A 24,336-nucleotide genomic window follows, 5' to 3' on the forward strand; every position below is an offset into this window, starting at 1 on the left:
CCGCCGTCAGACCAGCCCGGTGGCGTCGAACACCCACGACATGTCGGCGGTGGCAAAGTTCTCCAGCCAGTCCGGCGGGGCATGGTTGGCCAGGGCCCCCATGTCCCAGTAGTCCTTCCACAGGGTCACCTTGTCGTTCTCGACCCGATGCACCGTGACGAACTGCAGCACGGCGGATTCCCCGCTGGCCCAATGCCATTCCTCGTGATGCTCGTACATGGCGTCGCGCCCGTTCTGCACGAGCAGTCCCGGGAAGTTCTCGTACGATGCCAGCGGTTCGAGACCGATCTTGAGCCGCTTGACGATGTCCTCGGGACCCCTGGCGGCAGCGGCGGGACCCACCGGCATGTCGAGGTAGATGCAGTCCTCCGACAAGTACGTCTTGAGCAGATCCCAATCGCGTTCTGACAGCGCTTTCCACATGCCGTGGACGGTTTCCTCAAGCGACATGTTCTCAACGGACACCGGTCAGCTCGCTTTCCTCGGTGGAGATCGACGGGGTCTGACGTGCTGTCCGCAGGAATGTGCCCGTGCGCTGTTTGCCGACCAGCTCGGTCAGCTGACCGTCGGCGAACACGGTCCGTCCCCCGACGAGAACCGCGGTGACGGTTTCGTCGTTGCGGTTCACCATGCGGGACAGCCCGCCGTACTGGTCGACCGTCTCCTCGGCGTAGGCATCGAGCGAATCGTCGAGGCGCTCCGGGTCGATCACCACGATGTCGGCGCGGTCTCCGATGCGCAGGTGGCCGGCGTCGATCCGGTACCAGTCGGCGAGCTCACCCGTGAGCCGGTGCACGGCCTGTTCGATCGACATGAACGGCGTGCCGGCCCGTTCGGCGTCGCGGACGTGCCGCAGCAACCGCAGCCCCATGTTGTAGAAGGCCATGTTCCGCAGGTGGGCACCGGCATCCGAGAACCCGAGCTGGATACCCGGATCGCGGGCCAGCTTCTTGAGGACCTCGGGCCGGTGGTTGGAGATGGTGGTGCGCCACCGGAGCGCGGTGCCGTGCTCGAGCACGAGATCCAGGAAGGTGTCGACCGGGTGCAGCTCACCGCGCTCCTGGCCCACCTGGCCGAACGACTTTCCGACGACGGATTGGTCCGGGCACGCGACGATCTCGGCGTCGAAGAAGTCGCGATGCCAGACCCGCACCCCGAACTTGCTGTCGTAGTCCTTGCGGAACGTGCGCCGGTAGGACTCGTCGCGCAGCAATTCGTTGCGTTCTACCTCGTCGCGCAGATGCAGGGCCGCTGCACCGGAACCGAATTCCTCGAACACCACCAGGTCGATACCGTCGGCGTACACCTCGAACGGCACCGGCAGGTGCTGCCACCGGAAGTTCCCGCCGAGCTTGTTCACCAGCCGGGCCACCGGGCCCATGATCATGATCGAGTACGGGTTGGCCTTGATGTCGGCCGCCGAGAGCAGGCTGGTTTTGAGGGTGCCGCGGAACAGCCCGATCGACTGCGCCAACTGCGAGACCAGGTTGAGCGGATTCTGGATGTCCGGACCGGACTGCAGCACCCGCCCCGAGCGGCGCAGCATCGACTTGAGCCGGCGCAGCTCGCGGGGCTTGGCATACGTCGACGGCAGGGTGCGGGACCGGCAGGTCTCGCCGTCGATCTTGTCGAAAAGCAGTTGCTGCGAAGACATTCCGACAAAGCCCGCATCGAGGGCCTCCTTGAGCATCTGCTCCATGCGAGATTGTTCGGCGGCGGTCGGCCGCGCGTCCTTGCGGGTGGCGCGGTCGAGTCCCATCACCGCGGTTCGCATATCGGAATGCCCGATGAAGGCGGCCAGGTTGGGGCCCAGCGGCAGGGATTCCAGCGCCGTCACGTATCCGTCGCAGTCGGTCCACGTCTTGTTGGCATCCACTGCGGCGATGACGTGCTCGCGTGGGATCGCCTCCACCCGGCCGAACAGGTCGCCGGCGTCGACGCCGCCGACGTGGACGGTCGACAGCGAGCACGAACCGAGCATTGCGGTGGTCACGCCATGGCGCAGGGACTCCGACAGCGACGGGCCGCCCAGCACCTCGACGTCGTAGTGGGTGTGAATGTCCAACATTCCGGGCATCACCCATTTGCCGGTGGCGTCGATGACCTGCGGGCAGTCGGTCTCATCCAGATGGTCGGGAGAGACGGCGACCACGTGCCCGTTGCGAATGCCGATGTTGCGCAGCGCCGACGGGGCACCCGTTCCATCGAACCAGCGGCCGTTGCGAATGATTGTGTCGAAGCTCACTCAGCCATAGAACAGGCCGCCCATGGCGGTGTCAATGAAAATGGTGAACAGATATCGAAAAATGTCTACTGGGCCGATCGTGTGCCCATCCACCTGGGATTACAGCGGCGCCCAGGCGTCCGGTAGGCGCCCGTCGAGGTCGATGAGCCCGTAGTGGCGCGCCAGGGCGGCCGAGCTGACCGACCGCTGGTTCCAGCGGGCCCGGTCCGGGTCGGCGGCCAGGGCGGCGATTCCGCGCCCGACGAAACGGGGCGACTCGGATTCGACGAAACCCGGCGGCGCGGCGGGGTAACCGTCATTGCGGGCCAGGTCGAGGGCGGACTGCCAGTTGGCTTCGGTGACACCGTAGTTGTCGAGCATCATCTCCGAGCGCAGCCAACCCGGCGTGACCGCGACGGCGGTGGCACCGAACGCGGCGAGCTCGTACCCATGGGAGAAGGCCAGTCGGTTCACCGCTGTCTTGACCAGGTCGTAGAACACCGAGAGCCGGGGGTTCTCGGCATTGAATTCAGTTGTCCCATCGGTGATCTCGACCAGCAAGCCGCCGGCACGGTCGGCCAGCAGAGGCAGGATGCAGTGCGAGGTGATGAGGTGCGTGTCGAGTCCGAGCCGCAGCATCCGCAATCCGTCGTCGAGGTCGTGCTGCCACATCGGCCGTCCCCAGGTGTGGGGCGGACCCTTGAGCACCTCAGCGCCCCAGATGTCGTTGACCAGGATGTCGATGTGCCCGTAGTCCGCCTTGAGCCGCCCGGCGAGTTTGCGTACCTGCGCGACATCGAGGTGGTCGACTTGTACGGCCACGCCGACCCCGCCCAGGTCCGTGACCAATTCCGCGGTTTCCTCGATGGTTTCGGGCCGGTGGTAGTCCGAGTCGCGGTTGCCGCATCGGCTGCTGCGCCCGGTGCACACCACGGTCGCACCGACCTCACCCAGCGCCGTGGCTATGCCCCGGCCCGCCCCGCGGGTGGCCCCGGCGACCACAGCGATGCGGTCCCGCAATGCGTCCGGGTCCGGTATCCAGCCCATCCGATGAGTATCCCGCCGCGCGCGGTTCTCAGGCTGTGGTTCGGCATTTCGGCGCATACTTGCGGGGGTGACTCCGCTGCAGCGCTATATCGCCGAGGAAATCGCGACCGATCACCTCGACGGGCTGTTGTCGCGCCGAGAGGCGCTGCGTCGGCTGGGACTGCTGGGAATCGGTGCTGCCGCGGCGAGCGGTCTCATCGCCGCGTGCGGTGAGCAGAAGCGGTCTGCTCCCGCCTCGACATCCGGCCAGGTTCCGGCCGCCGCACCCGTGACTTCCCCGCCTCCGGGAGCTCAGGGCGCGCTGCCGACCAGTGAGGTGCGTTGGGCCGGGCCCAACGGTGAGTTGCGCGGCGCGTGGGCGGCCGCATCACAGCCCGGGGGCGCGGTGCTGGTGATCCACGAGAACAAGGGGCTCACCGACCACATTCGTTCGGTGGCCGGACGGTTCGCCGGCCTCGGCTATGCGGCGCTGGCCATCGACCTGCTCTCGGCACAGGGCGGCACCGCCGCGTTCGCCGATCAGGCGGCCGCCACCGCTGCGTTGAGCAGGATCGAACCGCCGGAGTTCGTCGCCGATCTGAAATCGGGCATCGGGGAGCTGCAGCGGCGCCTACCGGGCCGCAAGATCGCCGCGGTCGGCTTCTGTATGGGCGGTGGGCTGGTCTGGCGGCTCCTGGCGGCGGGCACTCCCGCGCTGGCCGCCGCGGTGCCGTTCTACGGCCCGGCACCCGACAGTCCGGATTTCGGTGGCTCGCGCGACGTTGCCGTGCTCGCCTTCTTCGGTGCCCTGGATCAACGGGTGAACGCTGGGGAACCCGTGGTACGCGCGGCGCTCGAGAAGGCCGGCATGGTGCACGAGCTGATCACCGAACCGGATGCCAACCATGCGTTCTTCAACGACACCGGCGATCGCTACGATCCGGCCGCCGCGTCGGACGCCTGGCGCCGCATCCAGGACTGGTTCGGCACGCATCTCAGGTGAGCCGGCTCGGGCTTGTTCAGCGGCTGTTCAGTTCTCGGTTGCAGCCCCGTTGTTGACCGCACACGCGGCCCGGTTCTGATCAGGGCATGCGGGTTGTCCAGGTCGCCAACTTCTACGGCCCGCGATCGGGAGGTCTGCGGACCGCCGTCGACCGGCTGGGCGCTGAGTATTGCGCCCTGGGCCACGAGGTGTTTCTCATCGTGCCGGGATCGCATCCGCGACGGCACGTACTCGCCAGCGGTGTCGTGCGAATATCCTTGCCGGCCAGGCTCATCCCGTTCACCGGTGGCTACCGCGCGGTGCTGCCCGGTCCAGTGACGGCCTTGTTGGGCGAGCTGGGGCCGGATGCCATCGAAGTCTCCGACCGGTTGACGCTGCGATCGCTGGGTCCGTGGGGCCGCAGGCACGGTGTGGCCACCGTGATGGTCTCGCACGAACGCCTGGACCGGTTGGTCGGTCAGGTGCTGCCCCGATCGGCCGCAGTCATGGTGGCGGACTTCGCCAATCGTCGTACCGCGGCCAACTATGACGCCGTGGTGTGCACGACGGGTTTCGCGCGGGAGGAATTCGACCGGATCGGCGCGGAGAATGTCGCCACCGTCCCGCTCGGTGTGGACCTCGAGCAATTTCATCCCCGGCGCCGGTCCGCGCAGATGCGGAGCCGCTGGGCCGCGCCGCAGCAGACCTTGCTGGTGCACTGCGGCAGGTTGTCGGTGGAAAAACATGCCCACCGCAGCATCGATACCATTGCGGCTCTGCGGGATTCAGGGGTGGACGCCCGGTTGGTGGTGGTAGGGGAGGGTCCGCTGCGAGCCCGGCTGGAACGGCAGGCCGGCGGACTGCCGGTGGCATTCACCGGATACATCGGCTGCCGTGACACCGTCGCGACCATCCTGGCCTCGGCAGACGTCGCGCTGGCGCCGGGGCCGCACGAGACCTTCGGCCTGGCCGCACTGGAAGCGCTGGCCTGCGGAACCCCGGCGGTCGTGTCACGGACCTCCGCGCTGGCCGAGATCCTCACCTGTGACAGCGGGGCCACCGCCGACAACGATGCGGGCGCGATCGCCCGCGCGGTCACCTCGGTGATCGGTCGGCCCGAACCGCAGCGACGCAGCAGCGCCCGGCAGCGTGCCGAGGAGTTCACCTGGCCACGATCGGCGGCCGGGATGCTCGATGTGTTGAGGGCGCGGTAGCCGCCGGGTTTTGCGCACGCTGACGCCAGACCTGGTGTGCCGGTACCCGCTCGCCCTATGTTCCGCGGGTCATCTTTACGCGCCCGCTGCCTGAAGGACGGTCGAGCATGTCCGAAACCACCACAGCCCCAGAATCGTTGGGCTACCAGCCGCCGCCTACCGGTCGGCAGCTGCGCGGCAACCTCGGGGTTGCCTCGATTGTCTTCATGGTGGTGGCCGCGGCCGCACCGCTCGGTGTGATCGGCGGGGTGGTGCCGTTGGGTATCGCGTCGGGCAACGGCACCGGCTTCCCCGCCACGTTCATCGCCGCCACGGTGGTGCTGCTGTTGTTCGCCGTCGGCTTCACCGCGATGACGCCCTATGTCGACGAAGCGGGCGCCTTCTTCTCCTACGTGCGGCAGTCGCTCGGCCTGCCCACCGGAATCGGTGTCGCCTTCGTGGCATTGGTGAGCTATGTGGCCCTGGAGGCGGGTGTGTACGGGTTGCTCGGTCCGGCCGGAGCCGGGGTGGTCGAGCTCGCCGGCGGCCCGACTCTGCCGTGGTGGCTGTTCGCCGTGGCAGCCTTCGTCGTCACCACGTACCTGGGCTACCGCAACATCGAGCTGTCCAGTCGCGTGCTCGGCGTGCTGCTCACCGCGGAGATCGTGATCGTGCTTGTGCTGGATGCGGTGATCGTGGCCAATGGCGGCGACCATGGCCTGTCTTCTGGCATCGTGAATCCGAGCGCGATCTTCTCCGGCTCACTGGGTATCGGATTGCTGTTCGCGATCATCAGCTACGTGGGATTCGAGGCGACCGCGATCTTCCGCGACGAGGCCCGTGTTCCGGAGCGCACGATTCCCCGGGCCACCTACCTGGCGCTGATCCTGATCGGGGTGTTCTACGCGGTCACCAGCTGGGCCATGATCTCGGGCTGGGGCGACGAACAGGCTGTCACTCGCGCCACCGATTCGGGCTCGACCTTCCTCGGCGACACCGCACACCGGTACATCGGCGCCGCGGGGGCCGACATCATCACGGTGCTGTACTTCACCAGCCTGTTCGCCTGCATCCTGGCATTCCACAATGTGGCGTCGCGCTACGTGTTCGCGCTGTCCCAGCGTGACGTGCTGCCCGCGCGGTTGAGCCGGCCGCACGATCGGCACGGCTCGCCGCATCAAGCCTCGCTGTGGATCTCCGGTGTCGTCGCGGTGAGTGTGTTGCTGGCGGTCGTGTTCGGCTTGGACCCGGCCGCCCAGTTCTACACGTGGTTCGCCGGGGCGACGACGGTTGGCGTGGTGCTCCTGATGATTGCCACGAGCGTGGCGGTGCTGGTCTATTTCGCCTCTGACCGGCGTGGACATTCGCTGTGGCGGGTACGCGTCGCCCCGGCGCTGGGGTTGGCCGGGTTGTTGGGCGCGCTCGTGCTGATCCTGACCAACCTCAACGATCTGGTGGGCGGTTCGAGCGTGTTGGCGTGGGTGATCGTCGGTGTGCTCGTCGGGGCGTTCGCCGCCGGTGCGGCAGTGGGTCGCCGCGGCGCGTAAACGATTGGCCTGCAAGATATTCGAGGACAGCCACGTCTCGCCGTAGGTCGGATCGGCAGAATCGGGCACATCGCGGCACGGCGCGACGGATAATCGTCTGCGGCGACGACGATTGTCAGGGGGCGCGGGTGTTTCGACTTGCAGTGTTGACGGTGTCGATGTTCCTACTCGCGGGGATGATTGTCGCGTGCGGGCAGCCCAGTTCGCCCGGCGGTCACGGCGAGCATTCCGAGACTCTCACGGCCGGCCCCGGTACGTCCGCGCCCACCGGACCCGTCCTCGCGATCGAGGGCATGGGATTCGGGTCCCTCGGCGCGGTGGCGCCGGGCACCGAGATCACCATCGTCAACAACGACGAGGTCGAGCATTCGGTCACGTCGCGGACCAAGGGCCTGTTCGACGTCCACGTCGACGGGAAGGGACGTGGGACCCTGACGGCTCCCCGAGAACCGGGTGAGTACGCCTTCTACTGCCTGTATCACCCCGCGATGCTGGGCACTCTCACGGTCAGGTGACCGGGGCGGGCTGTCGTGGCGCGTAACGCAGCACCGCGGCGACGCCGTCGGCGGCGGAGTACCCGGCAGGCATCCTGATCAGATCGGCGCCGGTCGCGATCGCCAGCATCGGCAACGCCTCGTCAGCGCGCAGCACCCGGCTGGGCGCCGCGCCCAACTCGGACAGCACCTCGGGATTCGGTGCGACGGTGTCCAATTCATCGGAGCTCACTACGGTGGCATCGCCGATGTCGCCCACGAGGAGGGTGTCGACGGCTCCGGCGCGCAGCGCCGCGCACACTCCGGGCAGCCCTTCTGTGGCCCGGCCGCGGTCGCGACGGATCTCCGCCGAAAAGTCTTGGGCCACTGCGTCCACCGCGTCCTGTCGGTGCTGTGCGAGCCATTCGGCGACGGCCTTGTCGAGCGTGTGGCGATCGAATCCGCTGTGGCGGGCGCCGACCTGCAGGTGCACCACCAATTTCGTCACCCTGTCAGGCAGTGCGTTGGCGAGATCGTTGCGCGAACGCACTTCGCCCACGAGGAACACCACGTCCGGCTTGTCGTCATCGACGAGCGCGGTCACTTTGTCGGCCACCGCACGGATGTTCTTGGACCGGTTTTCCTCGGTATGTTGCTGCGGGTCGCCGTACCCCGGGGTGTCGGCTCGGCCTGCTTTGTGTACCGGGAAGCCGCCGCCCTCCACGGTGGTGGCGAAGGCCGTTTTCTTGTCGTCGCGACCGCGGTGCAGTTCGATGTCGGCGCCGGCATGGTCGACGACGACCACGAGATAGCCGGCACCGTCAGCGTCGGCTTCCAGTGCCGGCACGATGTACGGCAGTTCCGAGACCCGCGCGTGAAGCGTGCCTTCGCCCTCGCTGAGGTGTTGATCAACCAGTACGCCGTCAGCGTTCGCCACCACGACGCGGCTCCCGCGTCCCACCGCCGGACGCTGTTCGGTGACGGCGAGCTCCAGCCGGCGGAGCAGCTCGTGACCGGCTCCCTGGCGTTCGAGTTCGGTGCGCAGCCCCCGCCATTTCAACTCGATCGTGGTGGCCGCATCCGCGGTGTCGTGCGAATCGTCGAAATAGACAGTCCCGTAAGGCCCATGTGAGGCCAACAGGTTCTGAAAACGTTCGGAGTGCATGATCCCTCCGTCGGTGTGGTTGGGCTCTCTGGAAGGAATGCCCGGAGCGCGGCCGGACAAACCACCGGCCGGTGCCCGTGTTACCTGGGCTCGTGGCCCCAGGCCACGGGCATGTGCTTGATGCCGTGGATGAACTGTGACTGCAGCCGGTCGGGCTCCTCGGTCACGACGATGTCGGGCAATTGCCGGTGCAGTTCCTCGAACGCGACGGTGATCTCACGCCGGGCCAGGTTTGCTCCCAGGCAGAAATGCGCACCGCCACCGCCGAATCCGAGGTGGGGATTGGGATGACGGGTGACGTCGAACATCCACGGATCGGCAAACTTCGACTCGTCGCGATTCGCCGATCCGTACCACAGCGTCACCTTGGCCCCGGCGGGCAGCGGTGTCCCGCCCAGGACGGTGTCCTGGGTGACCGTGCGGCGCATGTAGCTGACCGGCGATGCCCAGCGCACGATCTCCTCCACCGCGGTGGGCGCCAATTCGTCGTACCCTGACCACCACTTGCGGCGCTGCTCGGGGTAGCGGGTGAGTGCGAGCACGCCGTGGCTGATGGCGTTGCGGGTGGTCTCGTTGCCCGCGACCACCAGCAGGATGAAGAAGGAGGCGACCTCGGCGGAAGTCAGCCGTTCACCGTCGACCTCGGCCTGGACCAGGCTCGTCGTCAGATCATCGGTGGGCGCTGCTCGGCGCTCGTCGGCCAGCGTGGTCGCATACGCGCCGATGTCCGTCGCCACCCTGAGGAACTCGTCGAAGTCGGTGGTCAGATCCGGATCGCCGAAGCCGAGGATCACGTTGGTCCAGTGGAAGATCTGTTGATGGTCCTGCTCCGGGATTCCCATCATGTCGCAGATGATCTGCAACGGTAACGGGCCGGCGAGTTCGGTGACCAGGTCGGCGTTGCCGTCGGGATTCCTGGCCACCATATCGGCCACCAGTCCCCGCGCCCGGTCACGGACCGAGTCCTCGATCAGCGCCACCACCCGGGGTGTGAACGCGCTGCGCACGATATTGCGCAGGCGGGTGTGGCGAGGATCGTCCATCACGATCATCGAGCCGAAATACTCGGCCAATTCCGGTGTCTGATCGCCGATGGTGATTCCCGAGGCCGAGCTGAAGATCTCGGGATGGCGGCTGGCATGGAACACGTCGTCATACCTGGTCACCGCCCAGTGCCCGTGGCTTTCGGGGAAACCGTCGAGGACGCATGCCGGGTGATACGAGACCGGGTCTTCGCGCCGCAGGACAGCGAACGCGCCGTCCCGGATGTCATCGTCCTCACGCCAGAACTGCCACGACCCCAGCTCGATCTCCGAGCGCCGCACTGCCGGAGGAGGCGTCCCATTGACCCGCGGTCCGATACCCACTCCGCCAGGGTAGGGCCGGAGCCGCCCGGGTCGGTGGGTAACGCTGGGATCAGGCGTGGCGATACCCCACTGGGGTGCACGTTTCGCCGCTCGCGCCAGGGATGAGTTGCAAGGCGTTGCGGCGCCGGGCCTTTGGGGGATGGCCGGCGCCGGGGTCACGACGGTAGGAGGTTCAGGTATGAAACTGTCCAAGTTCGTGGCGGCTGCGTTGACGGTCGGTGCGTTCGGTATGGGCGTGACGGGTTTAGGGGTTCCGGTGGCTTCGGCGTCGCCGGCTGTGCCGGCTCCGCTCAAGCCGGGGCACGGCAATGACGACTGCTTCCCGTTCTGCAACGGGGGCCCGCCCGGTCACGACCGCGATTTCGACAGTCGAGGGCACGATCGTGGCCCTGATTTCGACCATCGCGATCACTGGGACGACAAGGGCCCCTGGTGGGCGAACAACCGGCACGACTGGTGGGATGACCGTCAGGGTCCGCCGCCGTGGGGCTGGGGCCCGCCACCACCGATGCACTGGAACGGCGGACCGCTTCCGCCGACCGTCAACTACTGGGGCTACAACTTGAACCCGGTGTGGGACGACGGTTTCCGGCAGTGGGGTGTGTGGTTGTTCGGCGTCTGGATCCCGATCATCGGGGTCGGCGTCCGCTGATGCCGCGTCGGTAGTGCCATCGGCATGCCGGTCAGCCGCTCTCGCGGGTGGGTCCCTCGTCGCCGTCCCGATCGACGTCGTCCTGATCGTGGCGGACGACGCGGACCCGCCCGTGCGGCAGGCACGCGGCATAGCCGTGGTGTTTCCCGTACAGCTCCCATGAGGTCTGGTTTTCGTCGGGCCGGACATCGATCCGGTGGCCGTCGGAGAAACACAGGTGGAGGCTGCCGTCGTTTTCCCAGTCGGCGTGCGTGCAGCGTTGGCCGGCGAAATCGAACAGCGGGCGGACCTCGTTGCGCAATGCGCGCGGGTCGAGCGCCACCACTTCGGAATCGTCGCTGCCGATTGCCGGAAGTGTCAGTTGCAGCGGAACCGAGATGACCAGTTCGTTGTAATCGTCGAGGTTGAGCACCAGGCCATCACGAAACGCGATCCGCTGGACCAAGCATCCTTGAATCCATTGTTCGCTCATTGTCTTACTCTGAACCGCCGGCCGAGCGGGCACAAGAGGCGCCGTCCCGGTGTTACGTCGAATATGGACAGCATGGGAAAGTTCCGATGAAGGTGCGGTTCGGCGTGGGAATCGGCGCCGAGACCGCCCCTGACGAATTGGCCGGCATCGTGGACGACCTGGAGAGCTCCGGGGTCGACTCGCTGTGGTTCTCCGAGCTGGTGTACACACCGGCGGTCGATCCGTTCGTCGGGATGGCCTACGCGCTGGCCCGCACCGACCGGCTTAAAGTCGGGACCTCTGTCGCGATCCTGCCCGGGCGCCATCCGGTTCTGGTGGCCAAACAGCTCGCCTCGCTGGCGGCGCTGGCACCCAAGCGGGTACTGCCCGTGTTCGGTCTGCACTCCGCACTGCCCGCCGAGCGGGACATCTTCGTGGTGCCTGACGGCCGCCGGGCCGCGGTCTTCGACGAATCGCTGGACCTTTTGCGATCGGCCCTGCGCGGTGGCGACGTGTCATTCGACGGCGATTACTTCACTGTCCGGTCCGCACACGTGCAGCCGCTACCGGCCACCCCGATCGATATCTGGCTCGGCGGGTCCGCCCCGGCAGCCCTGAACCGCATCGGCAAATTCGGTGACGGGTGGCTGGGCAGCTTCCTCACACCCGACGAGGCGGGCGCGGCCCGCAGGCGTATCGAAGCCGCAGCGGTTGCCGCGGGACGGACCATCGAGCCCGACCACTACGGCATCAGCCTGGCCGTAGGGGACGGCGCCCTCCCGGCCGATGTCCTGGCCGCGGTCCGTCGCCGCCGACCCGACGTCGACCCCGGGCAACTCGTCGCGGCCGATTGGCCGGCCCTGCACCGTCAACTCGACGGCTATCTCGCCGCCGGCCTGACCAAGTTCGTGATCAGGGCGGCCGGCCCTACCGACCGCAGTGCGTTCCTGGAGCGGTTCACCACCGAGCTGTTGCCCCGGCAGTCCTGATACCCGGGCAAAACTCCGCACTGTTGAACTCCGGCGTGCCTGACGTCGTGTCAGGGGTATGCGCACACCGCACGCGTGATGCGCCCTGAACTGAGGAGACGGTGCCATGAGGATGCGGCTCTCGCGGTTGCACACATCGTTCGCTGCCGGCCTGACGGGTGTTCTGTCTGCCCTTGCGATGGTGTTCGCGCTGGTCGCCGCCCCGGGGGCGGCCGCCGATGATCGGCTGCAATTCACCGGAACCACCTTGTCCGGTGCCCCCTTCAACGGGTCCAGCTTGTCCGGCCGGCCTGCGGTGCTGTGGTTCTGGACACCGTGGTGCCCGTTCTGCAACGCCGAAGCTCCGTCGGTGAGCCAGGTCGCCGCCGCCAATCCCCAGGTCAGCTTCGTCGGTGTGGCGGCACACTCCGATGTCGGCGCCATGCAGGGTTTCGTCGACAGATACCACCTCGATTTCCCCAATCTCAATGATGCCGACGGCTCGATCTGGGCCCGGTACAACGTGCCGTGGCAACCTGCCTACGTCTTCTACCGCGCCGACGGGTCGTCCACGTTCGTCAACAACCCGACGTCGGCGATGTCGCAGCAGGAGCTCGCCGACCGGGTCGCGGCCCTGAAGAGCTAGCCACCCCGCGTGCTCGACAACAACCTGGTGGGGTTGGCGTTCGGCGCCGGACTGGTCGCGGCACTCAACCCCTGCGGTTTCGCGTTGCTCCCCGGATATCTCGCGCTGGTGGTGCGCGGCGCCTCAGCGGGCGGACCGCTGCAGGCGCTGGGTCGCGCGCTGGTGGCCACCATGGTGATGACCGCCGGATTCGTCGCGGTGTTCGGCACATTCGGGCTTCTCACGGTGGCGGCCGCGAGCACCGTCCAGCGCTACCTGCCCTACGTCACCCTGATCATCGGTGTCGTCCTGATCGTTCTCGGCGTCTGGCTTTTGGCCGGCCGTCGGCTCGGGTTGCTACTTCCCGGTGCCGTGACGGGTCATACCGGTTGGGCGCCGACCGCCCGGCTCGGGTCGATGGCCGGTTACGGCGTCGGTTACGCCGTGGCATCACTGTCGTGCACTGTCGGGCCGTTCCTGGCGGTCACCGGCGCGACACTGGAATCGAACACCGCTTGGCACCGGGTGGCGGTGTTCGCCGCGTACGCGGCGGGTTTCGCCCTGGTGGTCGGGGTGCTGGCCGTCGCCACGGCGCTGGCCGGGACGGCGGTGGTCGACCGGTTGCGACGCATCGTTCCCTACATCAGCCGGATCAGCGGAGCGCTGCTGATCGCCGTCGGCGCGTATGTCGCGTACTACGGCTGGTATGAGATCCAATTATTCAGTGCCGCAGGAAATCCCGACGATCCGGTGATCGCCGCCGCCGGGCGCCTGCAGGGCACGCTCGCGGGCTGGGTCCACCGGCACGGGGCGTGGCCGTGGGTGCTCGCCCTGCTCGTATTGGTGGCGCTCGGTGTGTGGCGCGTCAGAGTCGCCGCGAGAAGTCGCCACGTACATCCGGCCACGGTGGGCGACGCACCATAGCGACCGTAGCCAAGGTCGCTGCCACCAACCCGATAAGTTCACCCATCAACGCGATCCGCGTCGTGTCCACAGCGGGAATCCAGGTGGGTTTGCCGTCCTTGAGGACGAAAATCCCCAGCGGTCTGGAACTGAACCGTCCGCTGTCGCCCCTGTGCCGGACCTTGCTGACCGGTATCACCGTCGCACCGTCGGGCGTCACATACGGCTCACCGAACACCCGTGAGGTTGTCGCGTTGTCAGCGGTGATGCTGTCGAGCGCATCGGGCAAGCGCATGCCGGGCTTCCTTTGTTTCAGCGGTCGAAGTCGGACTCGTCGTCCAGGGGTACCACGATGGCCTGATCGATCAGATCGGCTTCGGCGGCGTCGGTCGAGACCCGCACTCGCCGCAGATCCGACATCGCCTCGTCCTCGTCGTCGACGGTGACCGGTATCAGTTGTTCGACGACGTCTGCCTCGGGCGCGTCGTCGAATTCGGCATCATCGAATCCGCCACGCTCGGCGCACATCATGCTTGCTCCCTCATCGACCGGCATCGACATCCATACCGATTGTGCTACCCGTCAACCGGCGTTTCAACGCGAATTTTTCGGTTGCTCGGGGTACGGGACGAAAATCACTGGCCGGCAACGGAACTGAGTGCGGCGCGAATGGTATCGGGAACTTCTCGCTTGCACCAGTCGGTGGTCGAGACCACCACGTACACGTTGCTCCCGCACACCCGCGGCTGTTCGTCGCCGGCCGTGTCGGTGCCCAGCACCGTGAAGCCCAGGGTGAAACTGGTGGTGCCGACATGCTCGCACCGCACCGCGATCCGTACCGGCTCCCGCCAACGGACAGGCGCCCGGAAGTCGATCTCGGTATGTACCACCTGCATGTCGAGTTCGTCGGCTACCAGGTCCGGGTAGCTCACCCCCAGGTGGTCGAACAGCCCGGTACACGCCTCGTCGAACCAGGTGAGGTAGTGGCCGTTGAACACCACGCCCTGTTGGTCGATCTCGGCGTAGCGCGGCACGATGCCGAAGCTGTACTGGGTCACGGGAACACTCCGAAGCCGGTGGGTGGTCTGCCGCTCCACGGTAACGGCCGGTGCGGCGACCCGGACTTTCGCCGGCACGTTCCGCGGGAGAGACTTGTGCGGTGAAGCTGGTGACCCTCGACGACATCGACGCCGCGGCCCGGCGGATCGACTCCCACATCGTGCGAACTCCGCTGCTGGCCGCCGGGTGGGGAGACCCCGATCGGCCGTTGTGGCTCAAGCCGGAGAATCTGCAGCCGATCGGGGCCTTCAAGATTCGCGGCGCGTTCAATGCGCTGGGCCGGCTCGATCCCGAAGTACGGGCCAGGGGAGTGGTGGCCTACTCCAGTGGCAATCACGCTCAGGCGGTGGCCTATGCGGCTGCGGCCTTTCGCGTGGCCGCCCACATCGTGATGCCCGAGGAAACGCCCGCGGTGAAGGTGCAGGCAACCCGGGATCACGGCGCGAACGTGGTGCTGTGTGGAGCTGGACAGCGTGAATCGGTCGCCGCGGAGTTGGTCGAGCGGACCGGTGGTGTGCTGGTGCCACCGTTCGACCATCCTGACGTGATCGCCGGCCAGGGCACCATCGGGCTTGAGATCGCGCACGATCTGGCCGATGTCGCATCGGTGTGGATCCCGGTCAGCGGAGGCGGTCTGGCCTCGGGAATCGGTACGGCGATCCGTGCCTTGTGCCCGCAGGCCGAGATATTCGGCGTCGAGCCGGAACTCGCCGCGGACACGGCCGAGAGCCTGGCCGCCGGTCACCGGGTGGAGTGGCCTGTGGCGCAACGCAATCGGACCATCGCCGATGGCCTGCGTTCGACACCGTCGGCGTTGACCTTCGCCCATCTGCAACGGGTGCTCGACGACGTCATCACCGTGACCGAGGACGAGATCCGTTCAGCGGTGAGACAACTTGCGCATCGTTCCCACCTGGTGGCTGAACCCAGTGGTGCGGTGGCGCTGGCGGGATACCGGAAAGCCGCGGCGCGACCGGGCCCGGCGGTCGTCATCGTGTCCGGCGGCAACATCGAGCCGCAGTTGCTGGCCGATATCCTGTCCGGCGGTCAGTGAACCCCTTCCATCAGCCGGCTGATCCACGGGGACATCAGCAGGACCACGACGCCGACCAGGATGGCCACCGCCCCGAGTATGCCGAAGTAGGCGGCCTCGTGCGTGGGATCGTAGTGCTGCGCGAGCACACCGGACATGGCCGTACCCAGCCCGACGGAGAAGAAGAACAGCGCCATCATCTGGGCCCGGAAAGCCTCCGGCGCAAGCTTTGTCGTCACCGAGAGGCCGATCGGCGACAGCAGGAGCTCGGACACCGCGAACACCACCATGATGCCGGCCACCAGTATTGCGGGCACCACCCTGCCGGGGGTCGGTGCCGTCGGCAGGAACAACAGGAACGCCGCACCCATGCCGATCACGCCGAAGGCGAACTTGCGCGGAGTCGTCGGTGCACGGTTGCCCAGCCGGGTCCACAGCAGCGCGAACAACGGTGAGAGCAGGATGATCCAGACGGGTTCGATCGAGCCGATCCAGTTCGACGGTGCGGTCCAGCCGAAGATCGACCAGTCGACCCGTTCGTCGGCGTAGACCGCCAGCACCGTGAAAGTCTGCTGGAACAGCGACCAGAACACCGCGTTGGCGATGAACAGCGGGATGAATGCACGAACCCGAATGCGTTCGATGTCGGACACTTTGGTGCTGGTCAGCATCACGGCGAAGTACATCACCGAGGCCACGACGATCACCCCCGTGGTGAACTGTGACAGGTTCGCCAGCTTGACCACGTGCATCATGAACAGCGCCGCCACGGCGACCGCCAGGGCGGCAACGACCCCGAAGACCTTCCCGATTGCATTGGGCGGCAATGGGTTTGCCACGGTGCGGCCGTGGCTGCCGAGATTGCGCCGGAACCACACATACTGCGTCAGCCCCAGCGTCATGCCGACGGCCGCGACGCCGAACCCGTAGTGGAACCCGATGCGCGTCTGCAGGATTCCGGTCGCCAGCGGTCCGACAAAGGCGCCCAGATTGACTCCGAGATAGAACAGGGTGAAGCCGCCGTCCGCGCGCGGGTCGTTCTTGCCGTAGAGCGTGCCCAGCAGGGAGGACGCGTTGGCCTTGAGCGCACCGGACCCCAACGCGACGAGGACGAGGCCGATCCCGACGCCGGGCAGGCCCGGGACCACGGCGAGCGCGATGTGGCCGGCCATCACGACCACCCCGCCGTAGAACACCGTGCGTTCCATGCCCAGCAGTCGATCGGCGATCCAGCCGCCCAGGACGGTGGACAGGTACACCAGCCCTCCGTAGGCGCCGACGATGCCGGTGGCGGTGCTCTTCGGCAACCCCAGACCACCGTCGGCGGCCGTGTAGTACAGGTAGTAGCCCAGGATGGTGAGCATCCCGTAGAAGGAGAAGCGCTCCCACAGTTCCACCCCGGACAGATTGGCCAGGCCGATGGGGTGGCCGAAGAATGTGTGGTGGCGTGGTGAATCCTGCACTCGCTGCATGCGCCATCACTTTGCCACGCGCACGGTCCGTGGGCAGATCTCTGGCCATGCCGTTGGCAAACCGATATGTCGTCGTGTACTGGCTGTTCTGCGGCACAGCACATTTCGCATCGATCCGGCGCGAGCATGGCGGCGGTGCAGGGGAGAGGCGCGACGCTGCCACCCGGTAATGTCACCGTGAAACGTTTGGACGACGGCCACACTTTTCGGGGGGTGAACGTGGACGCGGTGCTCGGTGTTTCGTTGACACCGTCAACCGTCGGCCTGGTCCTGGTCGAGGGCCGTGAGGCTGACGGGGCGACCGTCGACCACGACGCGATTGACATCCGTGGCCTTGCACCCGCACGCACCGATGACATCTGCGCCGACGTCGTGAAGGCGGTTCGGCGCGTCGAAAGGGTTGCCGCAGAACATGGTTTGCGGCTCGCGGCGATCGGTGTCACCTGGAGTTCCGGGGCGGCGTCCGAGGCGGCGGTGCTGCTGAAAAAGCTCGCGGACGCCGGATTCGCCGGGGTGGTTCCGGTGCGATTGCCGCAAGCGACGGACGCATTGGCACGCCGCGTCGCCGGCATCGTGGGATTCGACACCACCGGTGTATGCGTCCTGGAACCCGATGTCGTGCAGGCGATGACGGTGGGTGGCAACGATCCGGTGCAGACCACGGTCAGCCGGGGCATCGAAACTGTGGCCGGCCTGACCACGTGGCTGTCCGACATATTCGATGCGGCCGCCCCTCGTCCCGATGCGCTGGTGGTCGTGGGATCCGCCGTCGACCTGGACTCGGTGCTGCCGAAATTGGAGCAGGCACTCGCGGTGCCGGTGTTCACGCCTGCCGAGCCAGGATTGCCGTTGGCCAGGGGTGCCGCGCTGGCCTCGGTGCGACGCGGCCGGCTGGCGGGCGACGACGGCACGGCCCCGGCCGGGTGGCGGTGGCCCACCGGGCAATTGACGCCGCTGGCGATATTGGTCGGTGGAGTGCTGGCCTTCGGAGTATCGCTGGCGCTGGCCATCGGTCAGCAGCTGTTGCCCGGTTCCGAGCCGGCTCCGCACCGGAGCACCCGTCCGGTGGTGAGCACGTCGGGCGACTCGGCCGCCGTGCAGCAGCCCGCTACAGCCGCGATCCCCGTGCCGTCCGAGACGTCGCCGGTATTGGAGACCGTCGTGCAAGACGCCGCGCCGGAGCACACCATCGGCCAAACCCCAACGGCCCCACCCGGGAACACCGCATTGCAGGGCGAGCAACTCGCTCCTGCCGGATCCGAGCCGTACCCGGTGGCATCGGAGCTGCCACCGGGATCGCCCGAGCAAGCACCTGTTGCGCCGGTGCTCGAGGCGGGACCACAGGCACCGCCGATGAGCCAGCCGCCGCCGGGAGAGACAGCGCTACCGCAGGCGCCGCCTCCGTCATCGGATGCGCCGCCGCCTCCGGTCCCCGAGGCTGCCCCGCCGCCGCCACCGGCCTCCGAGGTTGCGCCGCCGCCTCCACCACCGGCCTCCGAGGTTGCGCCGCCGCCACCGCCGCCACCGCCGCCAGCGGTCGCATCGCAGGAGTCGGCACCCGTGCAGCAGACCGCCGCCCAGGTTCCCGCGGGCGACTCCGCGCAACCGGCGCCGGAAGCCGTTCCACCCGCGCCCGAAGCTGCGCCACCAGTGACGGAGGCCGTGCCTCCCGCGCCGGAGCCGTTACCCCCCGCGCCCTGATCGCTGTGACGTTGCTGAGGCCGGCCCGAGGCCGCCAATGCTGCGGTGAAACGTTCTGACAGGTCGCATCGATGTGTTCACCATGGGCCACTCACCGCGCTACCGCCGACACCGATCTGCCGCCGTCACGCTGCGCCTGGAAGGTGCAGTGCCGGTGAGCACCTACACTGGTGGAATGCTGAGCGCCCCATCGTCGTCATTCGGAACCGTTCGAGCGTCGGTACTGAAAGTGTTTGCGGCGATTGGTGTCGCCACCTTGGCCACCGCGAGCACGGTCAGTGTCGCATCGGCAGCTGTGAGCACACCTGAGCCTGGAGTGACCATCGAGCCTGCCGCCGGTTCGGTGGTGGGTGTCGCCATGCCTTTGACCGTGACTTTCGACCGCCCCGTGACCGACCGCAACGCGGCGCAGGGCAGCCTTCGGATCAGCTCACCGCACACCCCCACAGGCACATTCAGCTGGCTCAGTGACGACGTGATGCAGTGGAAGCCCGATCAGTTGTGGCCGGCGCACTCGAAGATCTCTGTATCCGCCGGCGGCGCTAAGACCAGCTTCGAGACCGGGGCCGAGGTACTCGGTGTCGCCGACATCGACGCCCATACCTTCACCGTCAGCATCGACGGCACGGTGGCTCGCACGATGCCCGCCTCGATGGGCAAGCCCAAGCACCCGACTCCGGTCGGCACCTTCACCGCTTTGGCCAAAGAGCCTGTCGTGGTGATGGACTCGCGCACCATCGGAATTCCGCTGAGTGACCCCGAGGGCTACAAGCTCACCGTGTACGACGCGGTCCGCGTGACCTGGGGTGGCGTCTACGTACACGGGGCGCCCTGGTCGGTGGGATCGCAGGGCTATTCCAACGTCAGCCACGGTTGCATCAATTTGAGTCCCGACAACGCCGATTGGTACTTCAACACGGTGCACCTCGGCGATCCTATTGTGGTGCAGGCATAGTCGCATGCAGGTTCTTCGCCGTCGGTGAGGTGGACACCGTCGCCGGGTCAGGGTGGGTTCTCAGCACCCGATCGGCGGTTCCGGCGGTGGTGACCGTGAACCAGTAGTGCTCGTTCTTGTAGTGATGCTGACGATGGTTGCGCCAAATCGCCCGATATGCACGGGTTTTCGGCGTGTAATCGCTGTGGATCAGGTAGTGGCACCACTCGTAGGACAGGCCCAGCACTGTGAGGAACGACAGAAAGGTCAGGCCGAGGCCGAGTCGGGGGAACACCAGTAGTGCCACGGCCACCGCGACGGGCAGTATCCACAGCAACGACCGCCACGGTATGAAGATCAGTGGGACGTCGCGGGGGTCGACGTGGTGGAGCCGGTGATCGCGGGCCAGCAGTGAATCCAGTGTGATGCGGCCGAATCGCCTTGGCTTCCAGTGCAGCACGAAGACGTGCACGATCCACTCGAAGAACGGAAACGCCACCAGCATCACCACAGGCACGAGTGCATCGGTGAGTTGCCAGTCACCGGCTGCGGATCGCGCGACTGCGCTGAGCGCCAGGGCGGTGCCGATCATCCAGGGGGAGGGGTGCCTGGCGAATTCCCGTAGCGCGTGTCCCAATGTGAATGCGTTGCGTGTCATCGGGTTTCCTCCAGCGCGTCGAGGGCGCCCATGAGCGCCGTGGTGGCCGGTTCGAGCAATTCCGCAGCGGCCTGGCGGGCTGCCGTCGGGTCACCCGCCTCGATCGTCTCGACGATCCGGCGGTAGGCGTCCGGACGGCCGACCTCGTCGGCCATCATGGTGGCCAACGCCGGAAGTGCGGGCTCATAGGTCTGCCGAAGGGTGTTGTACATCAAGCGGAATGCGATCGAATCCGCGCCGTCGACGACCAGGTCCCAGAAGGCGAGCGCATGGCGTTGTTGGGCCACCGGATCGGATTCGGCGGCCAAGGAGTCCACGGTGCGGCCGAGTTGGGCGATCACGTCGGCAGGGGCGCGCCGGGCGGCCAGCTCGGCCACCTTGGGACCGTTGTGCAGCCGGGTTTCCAGAATGCTGCGGACCACGCTGACGTCGAGTTCGCCTGCGCGCAAGAGCAGTCGGGGCAACAGGTCGAGGCCGGCGTGTCTGCGGAAGTCCCGCACCGTCGTCGAGTCGCCCTGTCGTACCTCGACCAGGCCGGCTTCGGTGAGTCGCTTGATCGCCTCGCGTACCGCCGGACGGGACACTCCGAGTACCTCGGCCAATCTGCGTTCGCTGGGCAACGACTCTCCGGGTTGCATCTGGCCACTGAGCACTTCGCCGATGATCTGATCGAAGACGTCCTCCGGTACGGAGCGGCGGTTCACCGGTTGCAGGGCCATGCGCCCCATGCTGCCCCAGCGTTTGGTCAGAGGTCAAGTGGTAAGACCAATCGCATTCAATATAGAGCGCGAGCCGTCTTGGCGTCCGCCGGCAGGAACGCCTCGATGCTCAGTTCTGCGGCCGTCAGGTCCAGTGCGGTGCCGAACGTGGTGACGGTGCTCAGGAAAGTCAGCACGGTGCCGTCGGGCGCGTCGAGTTCGAGGGGGACTACCACACCGCCGAGGTCGCGGACCGGTTCCATGCCTCCCGGATAGGACTCGAGCTCGGCGAGAAGGCCGGCGAGTTCGGCCGATCCGCTCACGGTGACCTCGCGGCGCAGTCGGCTGATCAGGTGGTGCCGCCATTCCGCCAGATTGCGGATGCGCGGGGCCATACCCTCCGGGTGCAGGGTGATCCGCAGGGCGTTGGGCCGAGCCAGCAGGTGTGGTGCGACGCCTTCCAGCATGACCGCGCTACCGGCATTGGCCTGCAACAGATTCCACATGCGATCGACCACCACACAGGGAAACGGGTTGTAGGCGTCCAGCACTCGGGTGACACCGTCGCGCACGGCGGTCATCTCGGGATCGTCGAGAGTTCGTTCGGCGTAGACCGGCGCCAGTCCGGCCGCCAGGAGCAGCTGGTTCTGGTCCCGCAGCGGCACTTCCAGGGCTTCGGCAAGTCGCAGCACCATGGCACGGCTCGGCACCGAACGTCCGGTTTCGATGAAGCTGAGATGACGCGCCGAAACGTCGGCCTCGATGGCAAGATCCAGCTGACTGATCCGGCGGCGTAACCGCCAGTCGCGCATCAGTGAACCGATCGGTGTCTGCGTTGGCGCACTCGTCACCACCCGAGTCTCACCCACACGAGTTCGGATAACCACTACCTGAGGAGTAATTGCCCCGCTTACCCGCCGAGCGTCATCGTTGGGTCACACCAGCTCAGAAGGAGTCAACGATGAGACAGCCACCTCAGTCGCCCCAATCGATCCCGCGTTGGCTGCACTTCGTGATGGCCGCCGACCGGGCGGGGTCGGCGGCCTACATCGGGACCGGTTTCTTCTTCGCACCTGTGCTGGTGCTCGTGTCGCCGTGGCCCGTACTGACCACCATCCTCTGGGTGGCGATCGCCGCCGCCGGCCTGTGGCTCGGCCTCCTCGGCATCGCGATGGCAACCGGCCTGGCGATCGTGCTGCGGTCGAATACCGAAATCCCCGAGGACTATTGGCGATCCATCATCGACTATCCGAGCGGCCGCGGTAATCCACCTGCCAATGTTTGATGCCGTTCAGCCAACCTGACCGTAAGCGTTCCGGTGCCGACAAGGGGGTCAGGTCGGGCATCCCGTCGGCGATGGCGTTGAAGATGAGGTCGATCGTCATCCTGGCCAGGTTGGCGCCGATGCAGTAGTGCGCCCCGGTGCCGCCGAATCCCACATGCGGGTTGGGGTCCCGCAGGATGTTGAAGCTGTAGGGGTCCTCGAACACGTCCTCGTCGAAATTCGCCGAGCGGTAGAACATCACCACCCGCTGGCCCTTCTTGATCGGCACACCGGCCAGTTCGGTGTCCTCCAGCGCGGTGCGCTGGAACGAGGTGACCGGCGTGGCCCATCGCACGATCTCGTCGGCGGCGGTGCCGGGGCGCTCGCGTTTGAACAACTCCCATTGGTCGCGATGATCGGCAAAAGCCATCATTCCCTGCGTGATCGAGTTCCGGGTCGTCTCATTGCCTGCCACCGCGAGCAGGATGACGAAGAAGCCGAACTCGTCGTCGGAGAGCTTGTGCCCCTCCACGTCGGCCTGCAGAAGCGTCGAGACCAGGTCTTCGCCGGGGTTCTTCGTCCGCTCGGCCGCCATCTGCATCCCGTACATGATCAATTCGACCGAGGCGCTGATCGCGTCGTTGGAGGCGAACTCCGGGTCCTGGTCTCCGACCATCTGGTTGGACCAGTCGAACAGCTTCTTCCGGTCCTCCTGTGGCACTCCCATCAGTCCCGCGATCGCCTGGAGGGGCAGTTCGCACGACACCTGCTCGACGAAGTCGCCCGAGCCTTCGGCGGCGGCTGTCTCCACGATCGTGCGGGCCCGCTCGGCGAGGTCGGCACGCAGGCGTTCTACCGCGCGCGGTGTGAAGGCCCGCGAGATGATCTTGCGCAGGTGTGTGTGGTGCGGGGCGTCCATGTTGAGCAACACGAACCTGCCCTGGTCGATCTGCTGTTGGATGGTGCCCTCGCGGTAGCGGGGCAGGGCGGTCTTCTCCTGGCTGGAGAAGACGTCGCTGCGCAGAGACACTTCTTTGACGTCCTTGTGCCTGGTGACGACCCAGAATCCGCCGTCGTCGAAGCCTCCCTGGCCCTCCGGCTGTTCGTTCCACCAGATCGGAGCCAGCTTGCGCATCTCCGCGAGTTCTTCGACAGGCAGACGTTCGGCGTAGATGTCGGGATCGGTGAAGTCGAATCCGGGTGGAAGGTGCAGTGTCGGCATGGCGTGGGCGCTCCTCGCGACGACGTTGTGTAGTGGCGTAAGCCATTGCTACACCACAGGTGGGGCCCCATGGAGCGGGTTTCGGAAACTCCCACATCGTTGGTATTGGAACGTGTTCCGATTCTTGAACCGTAGCGGTTGGACGAGCGCGACGAAGCGCTCAGCGTTACCATCTGTCCCGGGAGCAACAGCAGGAGGCCACTGGTATGCGAGTCGACATCCGAAGGTTCACGTCCGTCTTCGTGGGCTGTGTGTCGGGTCCTATCGTTGCGTTGTCACTGGCGGCCGCGGCGGCTGCGGAGCCGCCCAGTCCCGTGGTGCCACCCGCACCGGGACCGGCGCCGGCGCCCGGGCCCGCGCCGATGGCTCAAGCGGCCGGAGACCCGGCTGCCGCCGCGGGGGTCCCGCACCTGCCCAGCCCGGATGCGCTGCCGCCGGGAGCGACGATGGACCCGTCGGGACAGGGCGCGGAGACGCCCAACCTGAGTTACCTGAAGGACCTGTGGCATGCCGTGCAGAACCAGGAGATCAGCGGCAAGGAAGCACTGGTCCTCGGGCTCGCCCAACGTGGCATGAACACGCCCGTCCCGGGTCAGGTGCCCGGCCCGAACGTACCGATCGCGCCCGAGGCGCCGGTGCCGCCCGGGGTCCCTGTGCCCGTGGTGCCGGCCGCTCCGCTCTCACCGCCTGCGCCCGCGCCCGCGCCCTGAGGCGCGGAA

27 protein-coding genes are annotated in these 24,336 nt (G+C 67.0%); 13 read left to right on the forward strand and 14 right to left on the reverse strand.

Annotated features, from left to right (window positions below):
• Positions 1-6: 6 nt before the first annotated feature.
• The 3 genes from H977_RS0119590 to H977_RS0119605 form a co-directional block, all read right to left on the reverse strand.
• A complete protein-coding gene (locus tag H977_RS0119590) occupies positions 7-450 on the reverse strand; it encodes a nuclear transport factor 2 family protein (RefSeq protein WP_029109448.1) in 444 nt (147 codons plus the stop codon).
• A gap of 4 nt (positions 451-454) precedes the next feature.
• On the reverse strand, positions 455-2,245 hold the full coding sequence (locus tag H977_RS0119595; RefSeq protein WP_029109449.1) for an N-acyl-D-amino-acid deacylase family protein: 1,791 nt from the start codon (positions 2,243-2,245) through the stop codon (positions 455-457).
• A gap of 99 nt (positions 2,246-2,344) precedes the next feature.
• A complete protein-coding gene (locus tag H977_RS0119605; protein WP_029109450.1) occupies positions 2,345-3,271 on the reverse strand; it encodes an SDR family oxidoreductase in 927 nt (308 codons plus the stop codon).
• Between the two features lie 67 nt (positions 3,272-3,338).
• Here H977_RS0119605 and H977_RS0119610 point away from each other — a divergent pair, with 67 nt between their 5' ends.
• The 4 genes from H977_RS0119610 to H977_RS0119625 all read left to right on the forward strand — a co-directional run bounded on the left by H977_RS0119610 (position 3,339) and on the right by H977_RS0119625 (position 7,487).
• Positions 3,339-4,253 (forward strand): dienelactone hydrolase family protein, encoded by a 915-nt coding sequence (locus tag H977_RS0119610; protein ID WP_029109451.1) that lies wholly within the window; start codon positions 3,339-3,341, stop codon positions 4,251-4,253.
• Between the two features lie 86 nt (positions 4,254-4,339).
• A complete protein-coding gene (locus tag H977_RS0119615) occupies positions 4,340-5,446 on the forward strand; it encodes a glycosyltransferase (protein WP_029109452.1) in 1,107 nt (368 codons plus the stop codon).
• A gap of 107 nt (positions 5,447-5,553) precedes the next feature.
• The gene (locus tag H977_RS0119620) at positions 5,554-6,972 is read left to right on the forward strand and encodes an APC family permease (RefSeq protein WP_029109453.1); all 1,419 of its coding nucleotides are present in this window, start codon (positions 5,554-5,556) and stop codon (positions 6,970-6,972) included.
• Between the two features lie 128 nt (positions 6,973-7,100).
• Positions 7,101-7,487 (forward strand): cupredoxin domain-containing protein, encoded by a 387-nt coding sequence (locus tag H977_RS0119625; protein WP_231396006.1) that lies wholly within the window; start codon positions 7,101-7,103, stop codon positions 7,485-7,487.
• Here the strand turns inward: H977_RS0119625 and H977_RS0119630 are convergent.
• Positions 7,480-8,610: an Rv2629 family ribosome hibernation factor gene (locus H977_RS0119630; RefSeq protein WP_029109455.1), complete on the reverse strand. Its 1,131-nt coding sequence runs from the start codon at positions 8,608-8,610 to the stop codon at positions 7,480-7,482. The two genes, H977_RS0119625 and H977_RS0119630, sit on opposite strands and share 8 nt — an antisense overlap.
• A gap of 80 nt (positions 8,611-8,690) precedes the next feature.
• The gene (locus H977_RS0119635; RefSeq protein WP_029109456.1) at positions 8,691-9,977 is read right to left on the reverse strand and encodes a cytochrome P450; all 1,287 of its coding nucleotides are present in this window, start codon (positions 9,975-9,977) and stop codon (positions 8,691-8,693) included.
• 178 nt (positions 9,978-10,155) lie between these two features.
• On the opposite strand from H977_RS0119635, the gene H977_RS0119640 reads away from it, so the two are divergent.
• Entirely contained in the window at positions 10,156-10,629 is a 474-nt protein-coding gene (locus H977_RS0119640) for a hypothetical protein (RefSeq protein ID WP_029109457.1), read from the forward strand.
• Positions 10,630-10,660: 31 nt separating this feature from the next.
• Here H977_RS0119640 and H977_RS0119645 read toward each other — a convergent pair whose 3' ends face one another.
• The gene (locus tag H977_RS0119645; protein ID WP_029109458.1) at positions 10,661-11,101 is read right to left on the reverse strand and encodes a DUF6188 family protein; all 441 of its coding nucleotides are present in this window, start codon (positions 11,099-11,101) and stop codon (positions 10,661-10,663) included.
• Positions 11,102-11,187: 86 nt separating this feature from the next.
• Between H977_RS0119645 and H977_RS0119650 the strand changes: the two genes are divergently transcribed.
• From H977_RS0119650 to H977_RS33530, 3 genes are all read left to right on the forward strand, one after another.
• Entirely contained in the window at positions 11,188-12,069 is an 882-nt protein-coding gene (locus tag H977_RS0119650; protein ID WP_029109459.1) for a TIGR03854 family LLM class F420-dependent oxidoreductase, read from the forward strand.
• Positions 12,070-12,175: 106 nt separating this feature from the next.
• Entirely contained in the window at positions 12,176-12,694 is a 519-nt protein-coding gene (gene dsbE / locus H977_RS0119655) for a disulfide bond-forming protein DsbE (RefSeq protein WP_029109460.1), read from the forward strand.
• A 9-nt stretch (positions 12,695-12,703) separates the two neighbouring features.
• Positions 12,704-13,597, forward strand: coding sequence for a cytochrome c biogenesis CcdA family protein (locus H977_RS33530; protein ID WP_036476470.1), 894 nt, complete (start codon positions 12,704-12,706; stop codon positions 13,595-13,597).
• Here H977_RS33530 and H977_RS34925 read toward each other — a convergent pair.
• The 3 genes from H977_RS34925 to H977_RS0119670 all read right to left on the reverse strand — a co-directional run bounded on the left by H977_RS34925 (position 13,539) and on the right by H977_RS0119670 (position 14,634).
• The gene (locus tag H977_RS34925) at positions 13,539-13,871 is read right to left on the reverse strand and encodes a hypothetical protein (RefSeq protein ID WP_081681781.1); all 333 of its coding nucleotides are present in this window, start codon (positions 13,869-13,871) and stop codon (positions 13,539-13,541) included. The genes H977_RS33530 and H977_RS34925 overlap by 59 nt on opposite strands.
• A 17-nt stretch (positions 13,872-13,888) precedes the next feature.
• On the reverse strand, positions 13,889-14,137 hold the full coding sequence (locus H977_RS0119665) for an Rv3202a family protein (RefSeq protein WP_502691185.1): 249 nt from the start codon (positions 14,135-14,137) through the stop codon (positions 13,889-13,891).
• Positions 14,138-14,211: 74 nt separating this feature from the next.
• The gene (locus H977_RS0119670) at positions 14,212-14,634 is read right to left on the reverse strand and encodes an acyl-CoA thioesterase (protein ID WP_029109462.1); all 423 of its coding nucleotides are present in this window, start codon (positions 14,632-14,634) and stop codon (positions 14,212-14,214) included.
• A 101-nt stretch (positions 14,635-14,735) separates the two neighbouring features.
• On the opposite strand from H977_RS0119670, the gene H977_RS0119675 reads away from it, so the two are divergent.
• Entirely contained in the window at positions 14,736-15,689 is a 954-nt protein-coding gene (locus H977_RS0119675; protein WP_029109463.1) for a threonine ammonia-lyase, read from the forward strand.
• Here H977_RS0119675 and H977_RS0119680 read toward each other — a convergent pair.
• Positions 15,683-17,140 (reverse strand): peptide MFS transporter, encoded by a 1,458-nt coding sequence (locus H977_RS0119680; RefSeq protein ID WP_029109464.1) that lies wholly within the window; start codon positions 17,138-17,140, stop codon positions 15,683-15,685. The genes H977_RS0119675 and H977_RS0119680 overlap by 7 nt on opposite strands.
• Positions 17,141-17,353: 213 nt before the next feature.
• Between H977_RS0119680 and H977_RS33535 the strand changes: the two genes are divergently transcribed.
• Complete coding sequence (locus tag H977_RS33535; RefSeq protein ID WP_155946725.1) at positions 17,354-18,841, forward strand: DUF7159 family protein; 1,488 nt, start codon at positions 17,354-17,356, stop codon at positions 18,839-18,841.
• A gap of 175 nt (positions 18,842-19,016) precedes the next feature.
• Positions 19,017-19,796 (forward strand): L,D-transpeptidase, encoded by a 780-nt coding sequence (locus tag H977_RS0119690; RefSeq protein WP_029109465.1) that lies wholly within the window; start codon positions 19,017-19,019, stop codon positions 19,794-19,796.
• Here H977_RS0119690 and H977_RS0119695 read toward each other — a convergent pair.
• From H977_RS0119695 to H977_RS0119705, 3 genes are read right to left on the reverse strand one after another with little or no spacing between them, the layout of a single operon-like run.
• On the reverse strand, positions 19,777-20,433 hold the full coding sequence (locus tag H977_RS0119695; RefSeq protein WP_029109466.1) for a sterol desaturase family protein: 657 nt from the start codon (positions 20,431-20,433) through the stop codon (positions 19,777-19,779). The two genes, H977_RS0119690 and H977_RS0119695, sit on opposite strands and share 20 nt — an antisense overlap.
• On the reverse strand, positions 20,430-21,152 hold the full coding sequence (locus tag H977_RS0119700; protein ID WP_029109467.1) for a FadR/GntR family transcriptional regulator: 723 nt from the start codon (positions 21,150-21,152) through the stop codon (positions 20,430-20,432). Before H977_RS0119700 ends, H977_RS0119695 begins: the two co-directional genes overlap by 4 nt.
• 56 nt (positions 21,153-21,208) lie before the next feature.
• The gene (locus H977_RS0119705; RefSeq protein ID WP_155946736.1) at positions 21,209-21,943 is read right to left on the reverse strand and encodes a helix-turn-helix domain-containing protein; all 735 of its coding nucleotides are present in this window, start codon (positions 21,941-21,943) and stop codon (positions 21,209-21,211) included.
• Between the two features lie 149 nt (positions 21,944-22,092).
• On the opposite strand from H977_RS0119705, the gene H977_RS0119710 reads away from it, so the two are divergent.
• Positions 22,093-22,416 (forward strand): hypothetical protein, encoded by a 324-nt coding sequence (locus H977_RS0119710; protein WP_029109469.1) that lies wholly within the window; start codon positions 22,093-22,095, stop codon positions 22,414-22,416.
• Here the strand turns inward: H977_RS0119710 and H977_RS0119715 are convergent.
• The gene (locus tag H977_RS0119715; protein WP_029109470.1) at positions 22,370-23,617 is read right to left on the reverse strand and encodes a cytochrome P450; all 1,248 of its coding nucleotides are present in this window, start codon (positions 23,615-23,617) and stop codon (positions 22,370-22,372) included. The two genes, H977_RS0119710 and H977_RS0119715, sit on opposite strands and share 47 nt — an antisense overlap.
• 206 nt (positions 23,618-23,823) lie before the next feature.
• On the opposite strand from H977_RS0119715, the gene H977_RS0119720 reads away from it, so the two are divergent.
• Entirely contained in the window at positions 23,824-24,327 is a 504-nt protein-coding gene (locus H977_RS0119720; protein ID WP_029109471.1) for a hypothetical protein, read from the forward strand.
• The last annotated feature ends 9 nt before the right edge of the window (positions 24,328-24,336 follow it).

Origin of the sequence: Mycobacterium sp. URHD0025, assembly GCF_000426065.1 — a bacterium.
GTDB lineage: Bacteria > Actinomycetota > Actinomycetes > Mycobacteriales > Mycobacteriaceae > Mycobacterium.